This window comes from Mesorhizobium sp. USDA 4132 (assembly GCF_056279545.1).
Map to the genome: position 1 here is coordinate 2,218,511 of NZ_JBWCCP010000001.1, position 16,736 is coordinate 2,235,246.

General features: G+C 63.2%; 15 protein-coding genes. 8 read left to right on the forward strand and 7 right to left on the reverse strand.

The genetic code is table 11. The features are described 5' to 3' along the window. Nucleotides 1–62 precede the first annotated feature (62 nt). The 6 genes from ACZ9IU_RS11450 to ACZ9IU_RS11475 all read left to right on the forward strand — a co-directional run bounded on the left by ACZ9IU_RS11450 (nt 63) and on the right by ACZ9IU_RS11475 (nt 6,547). Nucleotides 63–992 (forward strand): DUF72 domain-containing protein, encoded by a 930-nt coding sequence (locus ACZ9IU_RS11450; RefSeq protein ID WP_038543034.1) that lies wholly within the window; start codon nt 63–65, stop codon nt 990–992. Between the two features lie 118 nt (nt 993–1,110). Then, complete coding sequence (locus ACZ9IU_RS11455; protein ID WP_038543036.1) at nt 1,111–2,994, forward strand: peptidylprolyl isomerase; 1,884 nt, start codon at nt 1,111–1,113, stop codon at nt 2,992–2,994. A 19-nt stretch (nt 2,995–3,013) separates the two neighbouring features. Further along, nucleotides 3,014–4,030 carry an anthranilate phosphoribosyltransferase gene (gene trpD, locus ACZ9IU_RS11460; RefSeq protein ID WP_038543037.1) on the forward strand — a complete coding sequence of 339 codons (1,017 nt, stop codon included), beginning with the start codon at nt 3,014–3,016 and terminating at the stop codon, nt 4,028–4,030. A 4-nt stretch (nt 4,031–4,034) separates the two neighbouring features. Beyond that, nucleotides 4,035–4,850 carry an indole-3-glycerol phosphate synthase TrpC gene (gene trpC / locus ACZ9IU_RS11465; RefSeq protein ID WP_038543038.1) on the forward strand — a complete coding sequence of 272 codons (816 nt, stop codon included), beginning with the start codon at nt 4,035–4,037 and terminating at the stop codon, nt 4,848–4,850. Further along, nucleotides 4,850–5,329 (forward strand): cyclic pyranopterin monophosphate synthase MoaC, encoded by a 480-nt coding sequence (gene moaC / locus ACZ9IU_RS11470; RefSeq protein WP_038543039.1) that lies wholly within the window; start codon nt 4,850–4,852, stop codon nt 5,327–5,329. Before trpC ends, moaC begins: the two co-directional genes overlap by 1 nt. Before the next feature lie 3 nt (nt 5,330–5,332). Next, a complete protein-coding gene (locus ACZ9IU_RS11475) occupies nt 5,333–6,547 on the forward strand; it encodes a molybdopterin molybdotransferase MoeA (RefSeq protein WP_038543041.1) in 1,215 nt (404 codons plus the stop codon). Between the two features lie 60 nt (nt 6,548–6,607). Here ACZ9IU_RS11475 and ACZ9IU_RS11480 read toward each other — a convergent pair whose 3' ends face one another. Together ACZ9IU_RS11480 and ACZ9IU_RS11485 are read right to left on the reverse strand one after the other, a co-directional pair. Then, nucleotides 6,608–7,039, reverse strand: coding sequence for a VOC family protein (locus tag ACZ9IU_RS11480; protein WP_038543043.1), 432 nt, complete (start codon nt 7,037–7,039; stop codon nt 6,608–6,610). Nucleotides 7,040–7,131: 92 nt separating this feature from the next. Beyond that, nucleotides 7,132–8,274, reverse strand: coding sequence for a citrate synthase (locus tag ACZ9IU_RS11485; protein WP_038549206.1), 1,143 nt, complete (start codon nt 8,272–8,274; stop codon nt 7,132–7,134). A gap of 79 nt (nt 8,275–8,353) precedes the next feature. Here ACZ9IU_RS11485 and ACZ9IU_RS11490 point away from each other — a divergent pair, with 79 nt between their 5' ends. Continuing rightward, nucleotides 8,354–9,445 carry a citrate synthase/methylcitrate synthase gene (locus tag ACZ9IU_RS11490; RefSeq protein WP_038543045.1) on the forward strand — a complete coding sequence of 364 codons (1,092 nt, stop codon included), beginning with the start codon at nt 8,354–8,356 and terminating at the stop codon, nt 9,443–9,445. A 7-nt stretch (nt 9,446–9,452) separates the two neighbouring features. Here the strand turns inward: ACZ9IU_RS11490 and ACZ9IU_RS11495 are convergent, their stop codons facing one another. The 5 genes from ACZ9IU_RS11495 to ACZ9IU_RS11515 form a co-directional block, all read right to left on the reverse strand. Then, complete coding sequence (locus ACZ9IU_RS11495) at nt 9,453–10,223, reverse strand: SDR family oxidoreductase (RefSeq protein ID WP_038543047.1); 771 nt, start codon at nt 10,221–10,223, stop codon at nt 9,453–9,455. A 135-nt stretch (nt 10,224–10,358) separates the two neighbouring features. Beyond that, on the reverse strand, nt 10,359–11,987 hold the full coding sequence (pyrG, locus tag ACZ9IU_RS11500) for a CTP synthase (protein WP_038549208.1): 1,629 nt from the start codon (nt 11,985–11,987) through the stop codon (nt 10,359–10,361). Nucleotides 11,988–12,123: 136 nt separating this feature from the next. Further along, the gene (secG, locus tag ACZ9IU_RS11505) at nt 12,124–12,594 is read right to left on the reverse strand and encodes a preprotein translocase subunit SecG (protein WP_038543050.1); all 471 of its coding nucleotides are present in this window, start codon (nt 12,592–12,594) and stop codon (nt 12,124–12,126) included. A 95-nt stretch (nt 12,595–12,689) separates the two neighbouring features. Then, nucleotides 12,690–13,460: a triose-phosphate isomerase gene (tpiA, locus tag ACZ9IU_RS11510; protein WP_038543052.1), complete on the reverse strand. Its 771-nt coding sequence runs from the start codon at nt 13,458–13,460 to the stop codon at nt 12,690–12,692. A gap of 141 nt (nt 13,461–13,601) precedes the next feature. After that, complete coding sequence (locus tag ACZ9IU_RS11515) at nt 13,602–14,486, reverse strand: alpha/beta hydrolase (RefSeq protein WP_038549210.1); 885 nt, start codon at nt 14,484–14,486, stop codon at nt 13,602–13,604. A gap of 195 nt (nt 14,487–14,681) precedes the next feature. Here ACZ9IU_RS11515 and parE point away from each other — a divergent pair, with 195 nt between their 5' ends. After that, a complete protein-coding gene (parE, locus tag ACZ9IU_RS11520; RefSeq protein WP_038543054.1) occupies nt 14,682–16,733 on the forward strand; it encodes a DNA topoisomerase IV subunit B in 2,052 nt (683 codons plus the stop codon). The last annotated feature ends 3 nt before the right edge of the window (nt 16,734–16,736 follow it).

A 16,736-nucleotide genomic window follows, 5' to 3' on the forward strand; every position in this document is an offset into this window, starting at 1 on the left:
TATGCCGGGAACCCGCGCACCGCAAATGGGTTCGGATCACCATGACGACGTCAGGTGGTGCGATGAAGAAGCAGTCGGGCGATATCCGGATCGGCATTTCGGGCTGGACCTATAAGCCTTGGCGCGGCGTTTTTTACCCTGAAGGCCTGCCGCAGAAGCAGGAACTGACCTACGCCGCCGAGCATTTCCGCTCGATCGAGATCAACGGTACCTTCTACGGACTTCAACGGCCTCGGAGCTTTGCCGCCTGGCATGATGCAACGCCCGACGACTTCGTCTTCGCAATCAAAGGTTCGCGCTACATAACCCATATGCGCCGCCTCACCGACATCGAGACGCCGCTCGCCAATTTCCTGGCGTCCGGCGTCCTGCGCCTCGGCAAGAAGCTCGGACCCATTCTCTGGCAGTTTCCCCCGCGAATGAAATTCGATGCGGAACGTTTCGAGCCCTTTCTGAAGCTGTTGCCGAAGAGCACGGAGGATGCCGTCGCGCTCGCCCGGCGGCACGACGCGCGTCTCGATGAGCGCTCCGATGGGCACTCCTATGTCGAAACGGATGCGAACCGGCCGATTCGCCACGCGTTGGAAATCCGTCACGACAGCTTCCGCTCGCCGGAGTTCGTCGACCTGCTGCGTCGCTACAAGGTCGGCTTGGTCGTCGCAGATACGGTCGAATGGCCTCTCCTGATGGATCTCACTGCCGATTTCGTCTATTGCCGCCTGCATGGCTCCGAACAACTTTACGTCAGCGGATATGACGATAAGGCCCTCGACCGGTGGGCGCAGCTCATTCGCCAATGGGCCAAGGGTCGCGACCCGAAGGACGCGGAGCGCGTGGGGCCACCTTCTCCGCCTCGGGCGCATGGGCTGGATGTCTATGTCTACTTCGACAACGACGTGAAAGTGCGCGCACCGCGGGACGCACGGGCCTTGGCCGACCGGCTGAATGCAGGTCCGATTGCGGCGAGTGTGAAGACCGCCAGACGCGCCTGAATGGGAGCTTTTCGCTTTTCCGTCAGCATGCCTTCATTTCCATCTCGGTTTGATTTAGAGACAGTCCTTCAATCCGCCTTTTCCGGGCGGCAGGACTGTTCGCAAGGTATGTTGATCGATGCTTGATTCCCTCAGAAACGCCGCCCGCTCCTGGGTTGCCAAGTCGCTTCTCCTGCTTCTGGTCGCGTCTTTCGCTATCTGGGGCGTTTCGCACTCCCTGGTGACGGCGAGCGGCAACACGGTGATGACCGTCGGTGACCAGCAGATTTCGAGCCAGGAATTCCGCCTCGCCTATCAGCGCCAGATCGCCAATCTCAGCCGCCAGTTCGGCACGCAGCTGACCGCCGAGCAGGCTCGCGCCTTCGGCGTCCAGAACGAGGTGTTCACACAGCTCGCGGCTGGTGCCGCACTCGATCAGCTTTCCGACGACATGAACCTCGGCCTGTCGGAAGACCGCCTCGCCAAACTGATCGCCGAAGACCCGGCCTTCAAGGGCGTCAACGGCCAGTTCGACCGCAATCTCTTCACCTCGCGCCTGCGCAATGCCGGCATCCGCGAAGACGATTACATCAAGGAGCGCAGCAAGGTTGCGGTGCGCAGCCAGATCGTCGAGGCGGTTTCGGACGGCTTCCAGCCGCCGAAAGTGCTGGTCGATGCTTTGAAGAGCTATCGCGACGAGACCCGCTCGATCGATTATGTCCTGCTCTCCAATGCCAATATCGACCCTGTGAAGGCGCCGGCGAACGATGTCCTCTCTGCCTGGTTCGAACGCGTGAAGACCCGTTACCGCGCACCTGAATACCGCACGTTTGCCTATGTGAAGCTGCAGCCGGGCGATATTGCCGATGCATCTTCGGTGACCGACGAAGCAGCGCGCGCCGAATACGAAAAGCGCAAGGACAGCTACAAGACGCACGAAACCCGCACCATCGAGCAGCTCCCCTTCCCCAACAAGGAAATGGCACAGGCCGCCGCGGCGCAGCTGAAGGACGGCACCGCCACTTTCGACCAGATCATCAAGGATCAGGGCAAGACCGCGGCGGACGTTCTGCTCGGTGATTTCACCAGGGAGAACGTGCCCGATCCGGCATTTGCCGATCCGGCCTTCAAGATCACTGCCAGCGGCGGAACGACGCCTGTCATCGACGGCACGTTCGGCCCGGTCATCCTGCGCGTCACCAATATCCGGCCTGAGACGACGCGGTCGTTCGACGAAGTCAAGGAGGAGATCCGCAAGCGGCTTGCCGTCTCTTCCGCGTCCCAGGAAGTCTTGAGCGTCCACGACCGTTTCGAGGATATGCGTAGCGGCGGCACCTCGCTCGAGGATACCGCCAAGGCGCTCAACCTCAAGGCTGTCACCGTGACGTCGGATGCCTCCGGCCGCAACGAGAAGGAGCAGCGGATCACCGAGCTTCCCGCCTCGAACACGCTTCTTGGTGAGGTTTTCCGCACCGAACCGGGCGCTGACACCATTCCGGTAAACCTCGGCAATGACGGTTACGTCTGGTTCGAGGTGCGCAATATCGTGCCCGAGCGGGACCGCCCCCTCGCCGATGTGCGCGACAAGGCCGTTGCCGACTGGACTGCCGAACAGCAGCGCCAGGCGCTTGCCGCCCGCGCGACCGAACTCAAGGGCCGCCTCGACAAGGGCGAGACGCTGGCAGCCATTGCCACCGAACTTGGCGTTGCGGTCGAAAACAAGCAGGGCCTGCGCCGCGGCGCCGAGGATGCGATCTTCGGCAACGAGGCGATTTCGGCGGCCTTCGCCGGCCCGGTCAACACCACCGCGACCGCGCTCGGCTCCGACGGCGAAAGCCGCCTTCTGATGAAGGTCGCCGCCGTCGACCAGGCGACGACGGACGCGCTTTCCGGCGACCAGCAGCTGCAGCAGATGGCGAACGCTGCCGGTGACGACATGCTCGATCAGATGGTCAACAGTCTGAAGACCAGCTACGGCGTGTCCGTCAACCAGACGGTGGTCGACCAGGCCGTGCTCCAGTGAAACAGAGGGACGGCCGACCATGCCTGAGCTGAAACCCCTGCTTGCCAAGGTTGCCAATGGCGAGAGCCTCAGTCACGAAGAGGCGCGAGGCGCTTTCGACATCCTGATGTCCGGCGAAGCGACGCCGTCGCAGATCGGCGGCTTCCTGATGGCTCTACGCGTTCGTGGCGAGACGGTTGCCGAGATCACCGGCGCGGTCGAAACCATGCGATCGAAGATGCTGCCCGTCTCCGGCCCCGCCGACGCCATCGATATCGTCGGCACGGGCGGCGACGGCCTCGGCACCTACAACATCTCCACGCTTGCCTCCCTGATCGTCGCCGGCTGCGGCGTCCCGGTCGCCAAGCATGGCAACCGGGCGCTGAGTTCCAAATCCGGCACGGCCGATACGCTTGGCGTTCTGGGCGTCAACCTGGAGATCGGTCCCGACCAGATCTCCCGCTGCATCCGGGAAGCCAGCATCGGCTTCATGTTCGCCTCGATGCATCACGCGGCCATGCGCCATGTCGGCCCCAGCCGTGTCGAGCTTGGCACCCGCACGATCTTCAACCTGCTCGGCCCGCTTTCCAACCCTGCCGGCGCCAAGCGCCAGCTCCTCGGCGTCTTTGCGCCAAAATGGCTCGGTCCGATCGCCGAAGTGCTGCGCGATCTCGGTTCGGAGACCGTCTGGATCGTCCACGGCGACGGCATGGACGAGATCACCACCACGGGCATTACCCAGGTGACGGCGCTGGAAGACGGTAAGATCCGCTCCTTCGAGCTGACGCCGATGGATTTCGGCGTTCAGCCTGTAACGCTGGACGAGCTTAAGGGCGGCGATGGTGTCCACAACGCGGCGGCATTGCGCGCCGTGCTCGGTGGTGCGAAGAATGCGTATCGCGATATTTCGCTCTGCAATGCGGCCGCCTCTCTGATCGTTGCCGGCAAGGCGGAAACGATCACCGACGGCATGAGGCTTGCCACCCGTTCGCTGGAGAGCGGCGAGGCGGCGGCAGCGCTCGACCGTCTGGTTGCCGTCTCGAACGAAAAGGATTGAGGTCATGACGGACATCCTCAAGAAGATCGAAGCCTATAAACGCGAGGAAATCGCTGCTGCCAAGGCGAGCGTACCGCTTGCGGAGCTGAAGGCCCGCGCTGCGGACCAGCCTTCCCCGCGCGGTTTTCATCGCGCGTTGAAGGCGAGGCAAGATACCGGTGCCTTCGGCCTGATCGCCGAGATCAAGAAAGCAAGCCCGTCCAAGGGCCTTATCCGCCCGGATTTCGATCCGCCGTCGCTTGCCGCCGCTTACGAAGCCGGTGGCGCCACTTGCCTCTCCGTCCTCACCGATGCGCCGAGCTTCCAGGGCGCGCCAGAATTCCTGAGCGCTGCCCGCAACGCCTGCTCGCTGCCGGCGCTGCGCAAGGATTTCATGTTCGAGACCTACCAGATCCACGAGGCGCGGGCCTGGGGTGCCGATTGCATCCTGCTGATCATGGCCTCGCTTTCCGACGGCGAGGCGCGCGAGCTTTACGATGTTGCCGCTGAACTCGGTATGGATGCGCTGATCGAGGTGCATGACGAAGAGGAAACGGAACGGGCGCTGAAACTCCCCTCTCCGCTGATCGGCATCAACAACCGCAATCTGCGCACTTTCGAACTCAACCTCGAAACGAGCGAGCGGCTGGCGCCGATGGTGCCGGCCGACAGGCTGCTCGTCGGCGAAAGCGGCATCTTCACCCATGAGGACTGCCAGCGCCTGAAAAAGGTCGGCATCAACACCTTCCTCGTCGGCGAAAGCCTGATGCGCAAGGACGACGTGGCCGCTGCTACCCGCCTTCTTTTAACCGGCGAGGCTGCGGCCCAGGCGGCGGAATAATGACGGGCCTCACCCATATCGGCGCGTCCGGCGAGGCGCATATGGTCGATGTCGGCGACAAGGCCGAAACCAGCCGCTCGGCGACCGCCGAAGGTTATATCCGCATGCTGCCGGAAACGCTGGCAACGATCCGCGAAGGCAATGCCAGGAAGGGCGACGTCATCGGCACGGCGCGGCTCGCCGGCATCATGGCCGCCAAGAAGACCTCGGATCTTATCCCGCTCTGCCATCCGCTGATGCTGACCAAGGTGGTCGTGGACATCACCGAGGACGAGCAGCTTCCGGGCCTCCGGGTGACCGCAACCGCGAAACTCACCGGCAAGACTGGCGTCGAGATGGAAGCGCTGACGGCCGCCTCGGTCGCCTGCCTGACGATCTACGACATGGCCAAGGCCGTCGATAAGGCGATGGAGATCGGTGGCATCCGCCTTCTCGAAAAGACCGGCGGCAAATCCGGAACCTATCGCGCAGAGGACTGAGAAATGGCGTTACTGCCCGTTTCCGAAGCGAAGAACCGCCTGCTCGGCAAGGCCAATCCGATCGGCACGGTGGAGACGGTCGCGCTTGGCGAAGCGAACGGCCGGGTTCTTGCGGCGGATCTCGTTGCCCGCCTCACCCAGCCTCCCTTCGACGCATCTGCCATGGATGGCTATGCGCTCAAGGCTTCCGACGCACCGGCGATCGGGGCCGAACTGACCGTGATCGGTACCGCCGCCGCCGGCCACGCCTTCGAAGGCACGGTTGGCAAGGGCGAGACTGTGCGCATCTTCACCGGTGCGCCCCTACCGGAAGGTGCCGATTCCATCCTCATCCAGGAAGATGCCGAAAAGCTCGAAGGTGACCGCATTCGCACCAGGTTCGAAGTCATCAGGGGCCGGCATGTGCGCCCCCGCGGCCAGGATTTTGCCGAGGGCGAAACCGTGCTCCCGGCCGGCATGCTCATCGATTTCTCGCATCTGACGGTCGCCGCGGCCATGAACCACCCGGAGCTTTCCGTTTATCGCCGTCCCCGCGTCGCAGTCCTTGCGACCGGAGATGAGCTTGTCCCGCCCGGCGCCACGCCCGGGAGCGCGCAGATCATCGCCTCCAACACCTTCGGCGTTTCCGCCCTGGTGCGCGACAATGGCGGCGAAGTCCTCGATCTCGGCATCGTCCGGGACCGGCCTGAGGACATCACCGCGGCCATCGACAAGGCTCGTGCGGCCAAGGCCGACGTGCTGGTGACCCTTGGTGGGGCCTCGGTCGGCGATCATGACCTGGTGCAATCGACGCTGAAAGCGGCCGGCATGGAACTGGATTTCTGGCGCATCGCCATGCGGCCGGGCAAGCCGCTGATGGTCGGCGCGCTGGGCGAAATGCAGGTTCTCGGCCTGCCGGGCAATCCGGTGGCTAGCCTGGTCACCAGCCTGCTCTTCCTCGAGCCGCTGATCCGCAAGCTCGCGCACCTGCCGGAGAAGCGCAGGGAGGTGCAGGGCGTCGCGGCAAGCAAACTTTCTGCCAACGACCAGCGCCAGGATTATCTCCGCGCCAAGCTGACGAGAGACCGCGACGGCAATCTCGTCGCGGAGGCCTTCGCGAAGCAGGATTCGTCGATGATGAAGATCTTTGCCCATTCCGACGGCCTCATCATCCGCCCGGCGCACGCGCCGGAGCTGCCGGCCGGCGCCCCCTGCCCGATCCTGCTGATCCGCCCTTGAGCTGAAGAGTTCCGTCAGCCGGCCCGGTCTCTATCCGCGCCCCGAACGGCCACGACGAGACTATTCCTCGTCCTGCTCTCGCTCCCGCTCGGTCAGCACCCAGACGTGACCGGCCGGATCGAAGATCGACGCCACCTGGCGACCATTCATGTCCGTCTGGATCCTGTCGCGCATCATGCCGCCGAATTGGAACGCCGCCTCGACGACGCTTTCGACGTCCGGCACCGTCAGCTGGAAGATCGTGCTGACGGCGCCGTCGTTTTTCGGATGGTAAGGCCCCTGATAGGAAGGCGCGGCTTCTCTTTCCGAATCCGATCCGCAGACGACGATGCCGATCGGTCCGAGCTGCAGCTCGATCATCATCAGGCGCAGCATTTCATAGGAATTGGTTTCCGTGGCGCCGAAGACGTTCTTGTAGAACTCGGCCGTGTCGCGTTCGCGCCCCTGTGCCACGAACAGGCTCAAACTCAAGCTGAAATTGCTGCCCAACATCGTCCCTGCTCACCTGTGATTCCCTTGCAGGATAAAGGAGTTATTATGGTGGTGTCATGTCAGCCAAGAAGGCCGCCGGGCTTTAAAGGACGCTATGCACCGAATTCGCCGCCAAGGCCGGTGTAACGTGCCCGCGGGCGGATCAGGTGCCCGCTCTCGACCTGCTCCATGGCATGCGCCAGCCAGCCGGCGGTGCGGGAAAGCGCAAAGATGACGAGCGGCGCGTCTTCGGGAAGCGCGAAAGTCGCGGCAAGCGATGCTAGTGCGAAATCGATGTTGATCGGTTCGCCGAGCAGATCCTCCCCCGCGTCGGCAAGCGAGGCGTAGAGCGGCGGCGCTTCGAAACTCGCCATCAGCGCCCGCGCTCGTGGATCGCCATGCGGATAGAGCCTGTGGCCGAAGGGCCTGACGACACCTTCCGAGGACAGCATGCCGCGGATCGCCTCCCGCACGCCGACCGAGCCCGCCTTTTCCGCAAGCGCGGTGACGCTGGTCCAGGCGCCGCCATGCCGCGGACCTGTGAGCGTCGCAAGGCCGGAAAGCGTCGCAGCGGAGAGTGCGGCGCCCGACGACGCCGTCACGCGCGCCGCGAAGGCGGAAACGTTGAGTTCGTGTTCGGCCGCCAGCACCAGTGCCCTGCGGATCGGTTCGGCCGCATCGGGACGCTGCCAGCCGAGCGCCAGCCGCTCATGCAGGGGCAGCGGTTCCGGCCACGGCGCAAGGGCCATGGCGACGGTCGACAGCACGTCGGCTGCTTCCGCGCGCAGGATGGAGGGTTTCCGCCGCAGCGCCGGCAGGTCGCTCATCACGCGGGCCGCAAGCCCGGCAAAGGCCGCAGCCATGCGGGTGGGGTCGCTCTGCCCTGCCCTGCCTGCGGCGACGCGCACTCTTTCCGTATCCCAGAGAAGTGCTGCGACCTCTTCCAGCGTGGCACGTTCGCATAGTTCGGCGGCATCGCGGCCGCGATAGAAAAGCCGCTCGTTGGAAATCGTCGAGATTGTCGTCGGCAGGACCGGATCGCCCCAGCGGATCGCATCCGCCGCCACCGCCGCCGATTGTCGCCGCCCAGCATGCCGTTCCGAAAGGCGCTTGACGTCGTCGGCCTGATAGAGGCTTCGGCGCGGGTCGGCAGGATCCGGCTTGGCGCGGATGCGGCCGCGGCTGACATTGGCATAAAGCGTCTGCGGTTTGGTACCAAGTCGGGAAAGTGCTTCTTCGGCGGTGATCCAGAGCATGTTCATATTGATCGATTGCATCAAGATTGACGTCAATAAGACTAGGTCGGATCATCAAGCCCGTAAAGGAGAAACACTCATGAAAAACAACGGACTTGAAGATGTCATCGCCGCCGAGACCCAGCTTTCGGACGTGGACGGAGAAGCGGGCCGCCTCGTCATTCGCGGCGTATCTCTCGACCTGCTTGTCGAGCGCGCCACCTATGAAGACGCCGCAGCGCTGCTCCTCGATGGCTTTCTGGAACGTCCCGTCACCGCGGCCGATCTCAAGGCCCGCCTCGGCCACGCCCGCGCCGACGTTTTTGCGCATGTGCGTGCGACAGATGCCGCGCTTCTGAACCTGCCGCCCGTCGATGCCATGCGCGCGCTGATCGCACGGCTGCCGGACGGCGAGGATTTCGAAACGACGCTTCGACTGCTCGCAGCCCCCACCGTCTTCCTGCCGGCCGTGCTGAGGCTCCAAAAGGGGGAGACGCCGGTGGCGCCCAACTCATCGCTTTCCCAGTCCGCCGATATCCTCGCCATGCTGGACGCCAGCCCGCCGACGCGTGAACAGGTCGCAGCGCTGGACGCCTATCTGGTGACGATTTCGGATCACGGACTGAATGCCTCGACCTTCGCCTCCCGCGTCGTCGCCTCGACCGGGGCCGGCCTCACGTCATCCGTGCTGGCTGCCATCAGCGCGCTCAAGGGTCCGTTGCATGGAGGGGCGCCGGGACCGGTGCTCGACATGCTGGATGCGATCGGCAGCGAGGAAAACGCCAAGACCTGGCTCGGCCAGGCGCTCGATCGCGGCGAGCGGCTGATGGGGTTCGGCCACCGCATTTATCGCGTCCGCGATCCCCGCGCCGACGCGCTGAAAGGCGCATTGCGGCCGTTGGTCATGACGGGACAGGTGGACCGCGACCGCATCAGGCTCGCCGAAGCCGTCGAGCAGGCGGCGCTTGCCATCCTCAGGGAGCGCAAGCCGGACCGGCCACTCGACGTCAATGTCGAGTTCTACACGGCCCTGCTGCTCGATGCGCTGAAATTCCCGCGGGCTGCCTTCACCGGCGTCTTTGCGGTCGGCCGCACGGTCGGCTGGATCGCCCATGCCCGCGAACAGGCGCTGGAAGGCCGGCTGATCCGGCCTCGCTCGGTCTATGTCGGCCCCCTTCCCCAGGCGGCGTGACTCGCGATCACATCTGAATGGACATGCCGCCGTCGACGGTCAGCACATGGCCGTTGACGAAGGACCCGGCGTCGCTTGCCAGAAACAATGCGGCGCCGGCGATCTCGTCGGGCCGGCCCCAGCGTTGCAGCGGTACGCGCTGGCGCATGAATGCGTTCATGTCGGGGTTTGCGGAAATCTCTGCATTGGTCTCGGTGGCGAACATGCCAGGCGCAATCGCATTGCTGGTGACGCCGAACGGGCCGTATTCGGCCGCCAGGCTTCTGACCAGACCGGTCAGGCCCTGTTTGGCGACGGGATAGATGGCGTCACCCGAACGGGCCATGTTGCCGATGATCGACGTGACCGAGATGAGACGGCCACGGCCCTGAGCCTTCATGATATCAGCGGCCTTGCGGGACAGTGCGATTGCCGAGAGCAGGTCGGTCTGGATCAGGTTCAGGATTTCGGCATCGCTGAACGCTGCAAACGGGCGCCGATCGCGGGCGCCGACATTGTTGATCAGGATATCCAGCCGGCCATGATCTGCGTGGAGTTTTGCGATCGCCTCGCGTCCGGCATCGAGATCTGCGACGTCGAAGGCGGCAGCGCTCGCCTTGCCGCCCTCACCCGTGATGGAGGCAACGGCCTGTTGGAGCATGTCGCTGGAGCGGCCGCTGAGCACGACATGTGCGCCGGCCTCCGCCAGAGCCTTCGCCATCTGCAGTCCAAGCCCTCGGCCGCCGCCGGTCACAAGCGCTACGCGCCCAATGAGGGAAAACCTGTCGAAAATAGCCATATCGCACCGCTGAAATGAAAAGAGCAATTCCGCCGAGCATAGGGGATGTTGAAGCAATCCCGCCAGTGCGAAAACAGAAGGTCTCCGCCTGACGGCAAAAAGGCAGAATGCGAGACCCTGCCTTCTTGGATTTGCTCAGACGAGGCGGCTCTGTTCCAGGGCCGCTTCGATGAAGCTCGCAAACAGCGGATGCGGATCGAGCGGCCGGCTCTTCAGTTCCGGGTGATACTGCACGCCGATGAACCACGGATGGTCCGGATATTCGATCGTCTCCGGCAACACGCCGTCCGGCGACATGCCCGAGAACACCAGGCCGCAGTTTTCCAGCCGGTCCTTGTAGTCGACATTCACCTCGTAACGGTGGCGATGACGCTCGGAAATATCGGTCGAGCCGTAGATTTCCGCGATCTTGGTGTCCTTCTTGAGCGCCGCCTTGTAGGCGCCGAGGCGCATCGTGCCGCCGAGGTCACCGGCCACTGAACGGATTTCGAGTTCGTTGCCTTTCACCCATTCGGTCATCAGGCCGACCACCGGCTCCTTGGAAGGACCGAATTCCGTCGACGATGCCTTCTCGATGCCGGCGAGATTGCGGGCGGCCTCGATGACGGCCATCTGCATGCCGAAGCAGATGCCGAAATACGGTACCTTACGTTCGCGCGCGAAACGAGCCGCATGGATCTTGCCCTGCGAGCCCCGCTCGCCGAATCCGCCGGGTACCAAGATACCGTGAACCTTTTCGAGCCAGGGTGCCGGATCTTCCTTCTCGAAGATCTCCGACTCGATCCACTCGAGATTGACTTTGACGTGGTTGGCGATGCCGCCGTGATGCAGCGCCTCGATCAGCGACTTGTAAGCATCCTTGAGGCCCGTATATTTGCCGACGATCGCGATCGTCACTTCGCCTTCCGGGGTGCGGATGCGGTTGCAGACCTCCTCCCAGGCGTCGAGGCGCGGCTTGGGGGCCGGTTCGATGCCGAAGGCGGCGAGAACCTCATTGTCGAGGCCTTCCTTGTGGTAGGCCATCGGCACGTCGTAGATATTGGCGACGTCGAGCGCCTGGATGACGGCGGACGGGCGGACATTACAGAACAGCGACAGCTTTCGGCGTTCGGGTTCCGGGATTTCCCGGTCGGCGCGCACCAGCAGGATGTCGGGGGCAATCCCCATCGCCTGCAGCTCCTTGACGGAATGCTGGGTGGGCTTGGTCTTCAATTCGCCGGCCGCCGGAATGAACGGCATCAGGGTCAGGTGGAGGTAGATCGCGGTGCCGCGCGGCAGGTCGTTACCGAGCTGGCGGATCGCTTCCATGAACGGCATCGCCTCGATGTCGCCGACCGTGCCGCCGATCTCGCAGATGACGAAATCGTAGTCGTCATTGCCTTCGGTGACGAAATCCTTGATCTCGTTGGTAACGTGCGGGATCACCTGGACGGTCGCGCCGAGATAGTCACCGCGGCGTTCCTTGTCGATGATGTTCTTGTAGATGCGGCCCGTGGTGATGTTGTCGGTCTTGGTCGCCGAACGCCCCGTGAAGCGCTCGTAGTGACCGAGATCAAGGTCGGTTTCCGCCCCGTCGTCGGTGACAAAAACCTCGCCGTGCTGCGTCGGGCTCATCGTGCCCGGGTCGACGTTGAGATAAGGATCGAGCTTCCTCAGCCGAACCCGGTAACCTCGTGCTTGTAACAAAGCTCCGAGTGCCGCGGCCGCAATTCCTTTTCCGAGGGAAGAAACCACGCCGCCAGTTATGAATACATATCGCGCCATGGGATTCACCGGATACCTTTTCATTGGTGATTCCGCCAGCCCAAATCGTCTGCTTTATAAAAACGGCTGTGGAATCTTCACAAAATAAAACCGGCAGGCTTTTGGCCTGCCGGAGCTTGAAACTTGGACCGCGCCCTTACTGGCCGGTTGGAACGCCCGTCGGCGCAGCCGGGGCGGCAGGGGCCGAACCGGTCGCGGGGGCCGCAGGAGCCGGCGTTGCAGGGGCAGCACCAGTCGCCGGAGCTGCCGGAGCGGATGCGCCGGAACCGGACGGAACGCCGTTGCCTGCCGGAGCGGGCGCAGGCGCCGGACCGAGCTGGTCGAGAATGCCGCCGCCCGTGCCCTGCTGGCTCTGCGGGATGCGGTTCAGGATGTCGCTCGGGCGGGATTCGTAGCGCGCCAGGATGCCGAGCGCCAGCGAGGTGATGAAGAACAGCGTCGCGAGGATGGCGGTCGTGCGGGTCAGCGCATTGGCGGTGCCGCGCGCCGACATGAAGCCGGAGCCGCCGCCGATGCCAAGCCCGCCGCCTTCGGAGCGCTGGATCAGCACGACGCCGACGAGCGCCAGCACGATCATGAGATGAATGACAATCAGAACGGTCTGCATGAATTAAAGATCCCTGCCCCTCGACGAGGCAATAGAAGAAGATTGACGGCTCTTTACATGAGGCCTGCGCGCATTCCAAGCCCTTATCAAAAGCTTTAGGCCGTCAGTCCCTCATAGACCCGATAGATGGCGAGAAAATCTTCCGCTTTCAAGCTCGCGCCGCCGATCAGTGCGCCGTCGACATTCTCGACGCCCATCAACTCCCGGGCATTGCCCGGCTTGACCGAACCGCCATAGAGAATGCGCATCAGCCTGCCTTCTTCGCCGAACCGCTGGACGAGTTCTGCCCGCATGAAGGCATGGGCGATTTCGATATCCTTGACGGTCGGCGTCAGTCCGGTGCCGATCGCCCAGATCGGTTCATAGGCGACAACAGTGTTGACGGCGTTTGCCGACAGGGGCAACGAGCCGAAAATCTGGCGTTTCAGGATGTCGAGGGTCTGGTATGCGTCGCGTTCGTCGCCGGTTTCGCCAATGCAGATGATCGCCGTCAGGTCGGCGGCATAGGCCGCCTCCGCCTTGGCCCGGACCAGATGATCGGTTTCCGCGTGGTCGGCGCGGCGTTCGGAATGTCCGACAATCACATAGGTGCCGAAGCAGTCGGCGATCATCTCCGCGGAAATATCGCCGGTATGAGCGCCGCACAGGTTCTGGTGGCAATCCTGGCCGCCGATCTCGAGCGGGCTGTCGGTCGCCAGGGCGGTTGCGACATAAAGGAGCGTTGCCGGTGGGCAGATCAGCGTATCGACCTTTTCCGACAACGGTCCGATCACGCCGTCGGCAATCGTCTTGATTTCAGTCAGGAACTCGCGGGTGCCGTTCATCTTCCAATTTCCGGCAACGAGCGGGCGTACATCAGGCGTCATCGGCAAATATTTCCTCTCCGTTCGGTCCCGACGAGCAAAACCGAAGCCTCCATGTATCAGAAACGTGTTTTTAGCCTATCCTGCATGAATTGGTATGCAAAAGACAGATTTTGGTTCAAGTCTTTGGTTAACGACCGGCGCTCAGTGGCTGGTCAGCAGAAAATTCAGGACCTTTCGCCAATCGACCATCCGGATCGGCGTGCCGTGGCTGCCGGTCGCAAACAGCGTGAACCGGGTCGGGTAACGTGCTGCCTTCAGCTTGCGATAGACCGCTTCCTGATCCTCGGACCTGTAGACGCTGTCGCTGCCGCCATGCGCGAAATAAATGGGCAGCTTGCGCTTGGCCAGAAGCGATTTCGGCAATTCCGGGTCCGGCGGGCCGCCGAGCAGTGCCACGCCCTTCAGATACCGCACCGCCTGTTTGTCGCGGCTGATGCCCTGGCAGATGAACCCGCCCATCGACGCGCAGGCGAGGATCACCGGCCGCCCGGCCGACTGGTCGAACGCGTAGCGGATCAGCGCCGCGATATCGGTGACGCCATTGTCGTCGAACGAGGTGACGCTCGGCGAATAATAGGTGCCGCCATTGCCGGTGGCGAGGTTCTTCAGGCGGTTGAAATTGCCGCCGAACGTATAGTCGTTGACACCGAGTCGGCGGTCGCCGCCGCGGCCGTGGATGAAGATCACGGTGAAGGCGGCTCCGTCCGCCTGTCCCACCCTGGTGACATCGAGCCGGCGCCCGGCGAGGGCCAGCGTCTCATTCTGCTGATAGCGCCTGACACCCAGCGAAACATACTCGTCCTTGACGCGCCGTTCCGGCTCGCGATCGCGGCCGTTGATATCGCGCATTTCCTGGTAGTCGATCACCTCATTGGCTCCGCCGTCTGAGGATTGCAACACCTTCATCTGGGAAAAGAGTTCATCCTTGAAAGGCTTTATCGGCCCCTCCTGCGCCCCCGCCGGCGCGGCGGCAAGAGTTGCCAGCACAGCAAGAAACGTGCCGAAAACGAAATGAACTGTGGACATGCTTTGTTTCATCCGGTTCCTTCAGCCTCGCAAGCTTGCCATGGCCCGATCGGCGCAGCATTGGTGAAAAACGACCGTTTCCATGCGGCATCGCGAAAAAGCCGGGTTTCTGGCAGAATCGCGAGTGATTCGAAACAGCACGAGATGGGTATGGCTTCCTCTTCCGCACCCCGACAGGTAGTACCGACGCAGCCAATGGATGACAATAATGACCTTTTTGCCGATTTGCCGGTGACAGCCAAGGCAGTTGCCGCCGAACCCACGCCCGCCGTCAAGGCCGAGCCCTCGACACCGCGCCCGGCGCCGACCACCCTGTCCGGCGACGACTACGGCGCCTCCTCGATCCGCGTGCTCGAAGGCCTGGAACCGGTGCGCATGCGTCCCGGCATGTATATCGGCGGCACCGACGAAAAGGCGATGCACCACCTCTTCGCCGAAGTCATCGACAATTCGATGGACGAAGCGGTTGCAGGCCATGCGGACTTCATCGACGTGCATCTCGACGCCGAGGGTTTCCTGACGGTCACCGACAACGGCCGCGGCATCCCGGTCGAGAATCACCCCCAGGTTCCGGGCAAGTCTACGCTCGAAGTGATCATGACCAAGCTGCATGCGGGCGGTAAGTTCGACGGCAAGGCCTATGAGACATCAGGCGGTCTACACGGCGTCGGCGTTTCCGTTGTCAACGCGCTGTCCGACCTTCTCGAGGTGGAGGTCGCCCGCAATCGCAAACTCTATCGCCAGCGCTTTTCGCGCGGCATGCCGCAGGGCGGCCTGGAAGAACTCGGCGACGTCCATAACCGCCGCGGCACCCGGGTACGCTTCCATCCCGATCCGCAGATTTTCGGTGATCATGCGAAATTCGATGCCGGTCGCATCTTCCGCATGGCGCGCTCAAAAGCCTATCTGTTCGGCGGCGTCGAAATCCGCTGGAGCTGCGATCCAGGAATGGTGCCTGCCGGCGGCGACATTCCCGAAAAGGCGGTCTTCCACTTCCCTGGCGGCCTGAAGGACTATCTTTCCGCTACGCTCGGCAAAGATTTCACCGTCACCCGCGAAATCTTCGCCGGCCGCACCGAAAAGACCGGCGGCCACGGCGCCATGGAATGGGCGATCACCTGGTATGGCGGCGATCCCGAGCTGCATTCCTATTGCAACACCATCCCGACCCCCGAAGGCGGCACGCATGAGGCGGGTCTGCGCATCGCGCTGACCAAGGGCCTCAAGAACTATGCGGATCTGACCCAGAACAAGCGCGCAAAGGAAATCACCACCGACGACGTGATGATCTCCGCGGTCGGCATGCTTTCGGTCTTCATCCGCGAGCCGGAATTCGTCGGCCAGACCAAGGACAAGCTCGCAACCGTCGAAGCCCAGCGCATCGTCGAAAACATCCTGCGCGATCCTTTTGACCACTATCTCGCCGGCAATCCGGCCGAGGCCGCAAAACTGCTCGAATGGGTGATCGAGCGCGCCGAAGAGCGCCTGCGCCGCCGCAAGGAAAAGGAAGTCAACCGCAAGACTGCAGTGCGCAAGCTGCGCCTGCCCGGCAAGCTCGCCGACTGCTCGCAGAACACCGCTGAAGGTGCCGAACTCTTCATCGTCGAAGGTGATTCGGCAGGAGGATCGGCCAAGCAGGGCCGCAACCGCGCCAATCAGGCCATCCTGCCTTTGCGTGGAAAGATCCTCAACGTCGGCAGCGCCAGCCGTGAAAAGCTGTCCGCCAACCAGCAGATCGCCGATCTCATCCAGGCGCTCGGCTGCGGCACCCGCACCAAATACCGCGAGGAAGACCTCCGCTACGAACGCATCATCATCATGACCGATGCCGATGTCGACGGCGCCCATATCGCTTCGCTGCTGATCACCTTCTTCTACCAGGAAATGCCGGAGCTGATCCGCGGCAACCATCTCTATCTGGCGGTGCCGCCGCTTTACGTCCTGCGCCAGGGCGGCAAGACTGTCTATGCCCGTGACGATGCCCACCGGGCGGAGCTGATGGAAACGGTGTTCAAGGGCAAGAAGGTCGAGATCGGCCGCTTCAAAGGCCTTGGTGAGATGATGGCGGCGCAGCTGAAGGAAACCACGATGGATCCTGCCCATCGTACGCTGCTGCGCATCGCCATCGACGACGTGGATTTCGAAGGCACCCGCGAGGCCGTCGACAACCTGATGGGCACCAAGGCGGATGCCCGCTTCCGCTTCATCCAGGAGCGCGCCGCGTTTGCGGAAAACCTCGACATCTAAGCC

What these genes read in the sequence shown, in the direction of transcription:
- ACZ9IU_RS11450 (WP_038543034.1), top strand. Translation starts at nt 63, where the DNA reads ATGAAGAAGCAGTCGGGCGATATCCGGATCGGCATTTCGGGCTGGACC.
- ACZ9IU_RS11455 (WP_038543036.1), top strand. Translation starts at nt 1,111, where the DNA reads ATGCTTGATTCCCTCAGAAACGCCGCCCGCTCCTGGGTTGCCAAGTCG.
- trpD (WP_038543037.1), top strand. Translation starts at nt 3,014, where the DNA reads ATGCCTGAGCTGAAACCCCTGCTTGCCAAGGTTGCCAATGGCGAGAGC.
- trpC (WP_038543038.1), top strand. Translation starts at nt 4,035, where the DNA reads ATGACGGACATCCTCAAGAAGATCGAAGCCTATAAACGCGAGGAAATC.
- moaC (WP_038543039.1), top strand. Translation starts at nt 4,850, where the DNA reads ATGACGGGCCTCACCCATATCGGCGCGTCCGGCGAGGCGCATATGGTC.
- ACZ9IU_RS11475 (WP_038543041.1), top strand. Translation starts at nt 5,333, where the DNA reads ATGGCGTTACTGCCCGTTTCCGAAGCGAAGAACCGCCTGCTCGGCAAG.
- ACZ9IU_RS11480 (WP_038543043.1), bottom strand. Translation starts at nt 7,039, where the DNA reads ATGTTGGGCAGCAATTTCAGCTTGAGTTTGAGCCTGTTCGTGGCACAG.
- ACZ9IU_RS11485 (WP_038549206.1), bottom strand. Translation starts at nt 8,274, where the DNA reads ATGCTCTGGATCACCGCCGAAGAAGCACTTTCCCGACTTGGTACCAAA.
- ACZ9IU_RS11490 (WP_038543045.1), top strand. Translation starts at nt 8,354, where the DNA reads ATGAAAAACAACGGACTTGAAGATGTCATCGCCGCCGAGACCCAGCTT.
- ACZ9IU_RS11495 (WP_038543047.1), bottom strand. Translation starts at nt 10,223, where the DNA reads ATGGCTATTTTCGACAGGTTTTCCCTCATTGGGCGCGTAGCGCTTGTG.
- pyrG (WP_038549208.1), bottom strand. Translation starts at nt 11,987, where the DNA reads ATGGCGCGATATGTATTCATAACTGGCGGCGTGGTTTCTTCCCTCGGA.
- secG (WP_038543050.1), bottom strand. Translation starts at nt 12,594, where the DNA reads ATGCAGACCGTTCTGATTGTCATTCATCTCATGATCGTGCTGGCGCTC.
- tpiA (WP_038543052.1), bottom strand. Translation starts at nt 13,460, where the DNA reads ATGACGCCTGATGTACGCCCGCTCGTTGCCGGAAATTGGAAGATGAAC.
- ACZ9IU_RS11515 (WP_038549210.1), bottom strand. Translation starts at nt 14,486, where the DNA reads ATGTCCACAGTTCATTTCGTTTTCGGCACGTTTCTTGCTGTGCTGGCA.
- parE (WP_038543054.1), top strand. Translation starts at nt 14,682, where the DNA reads ATGGATGACAATAATGACCTTTTTGCCGATTTGCCGGTGACAGCCAAG.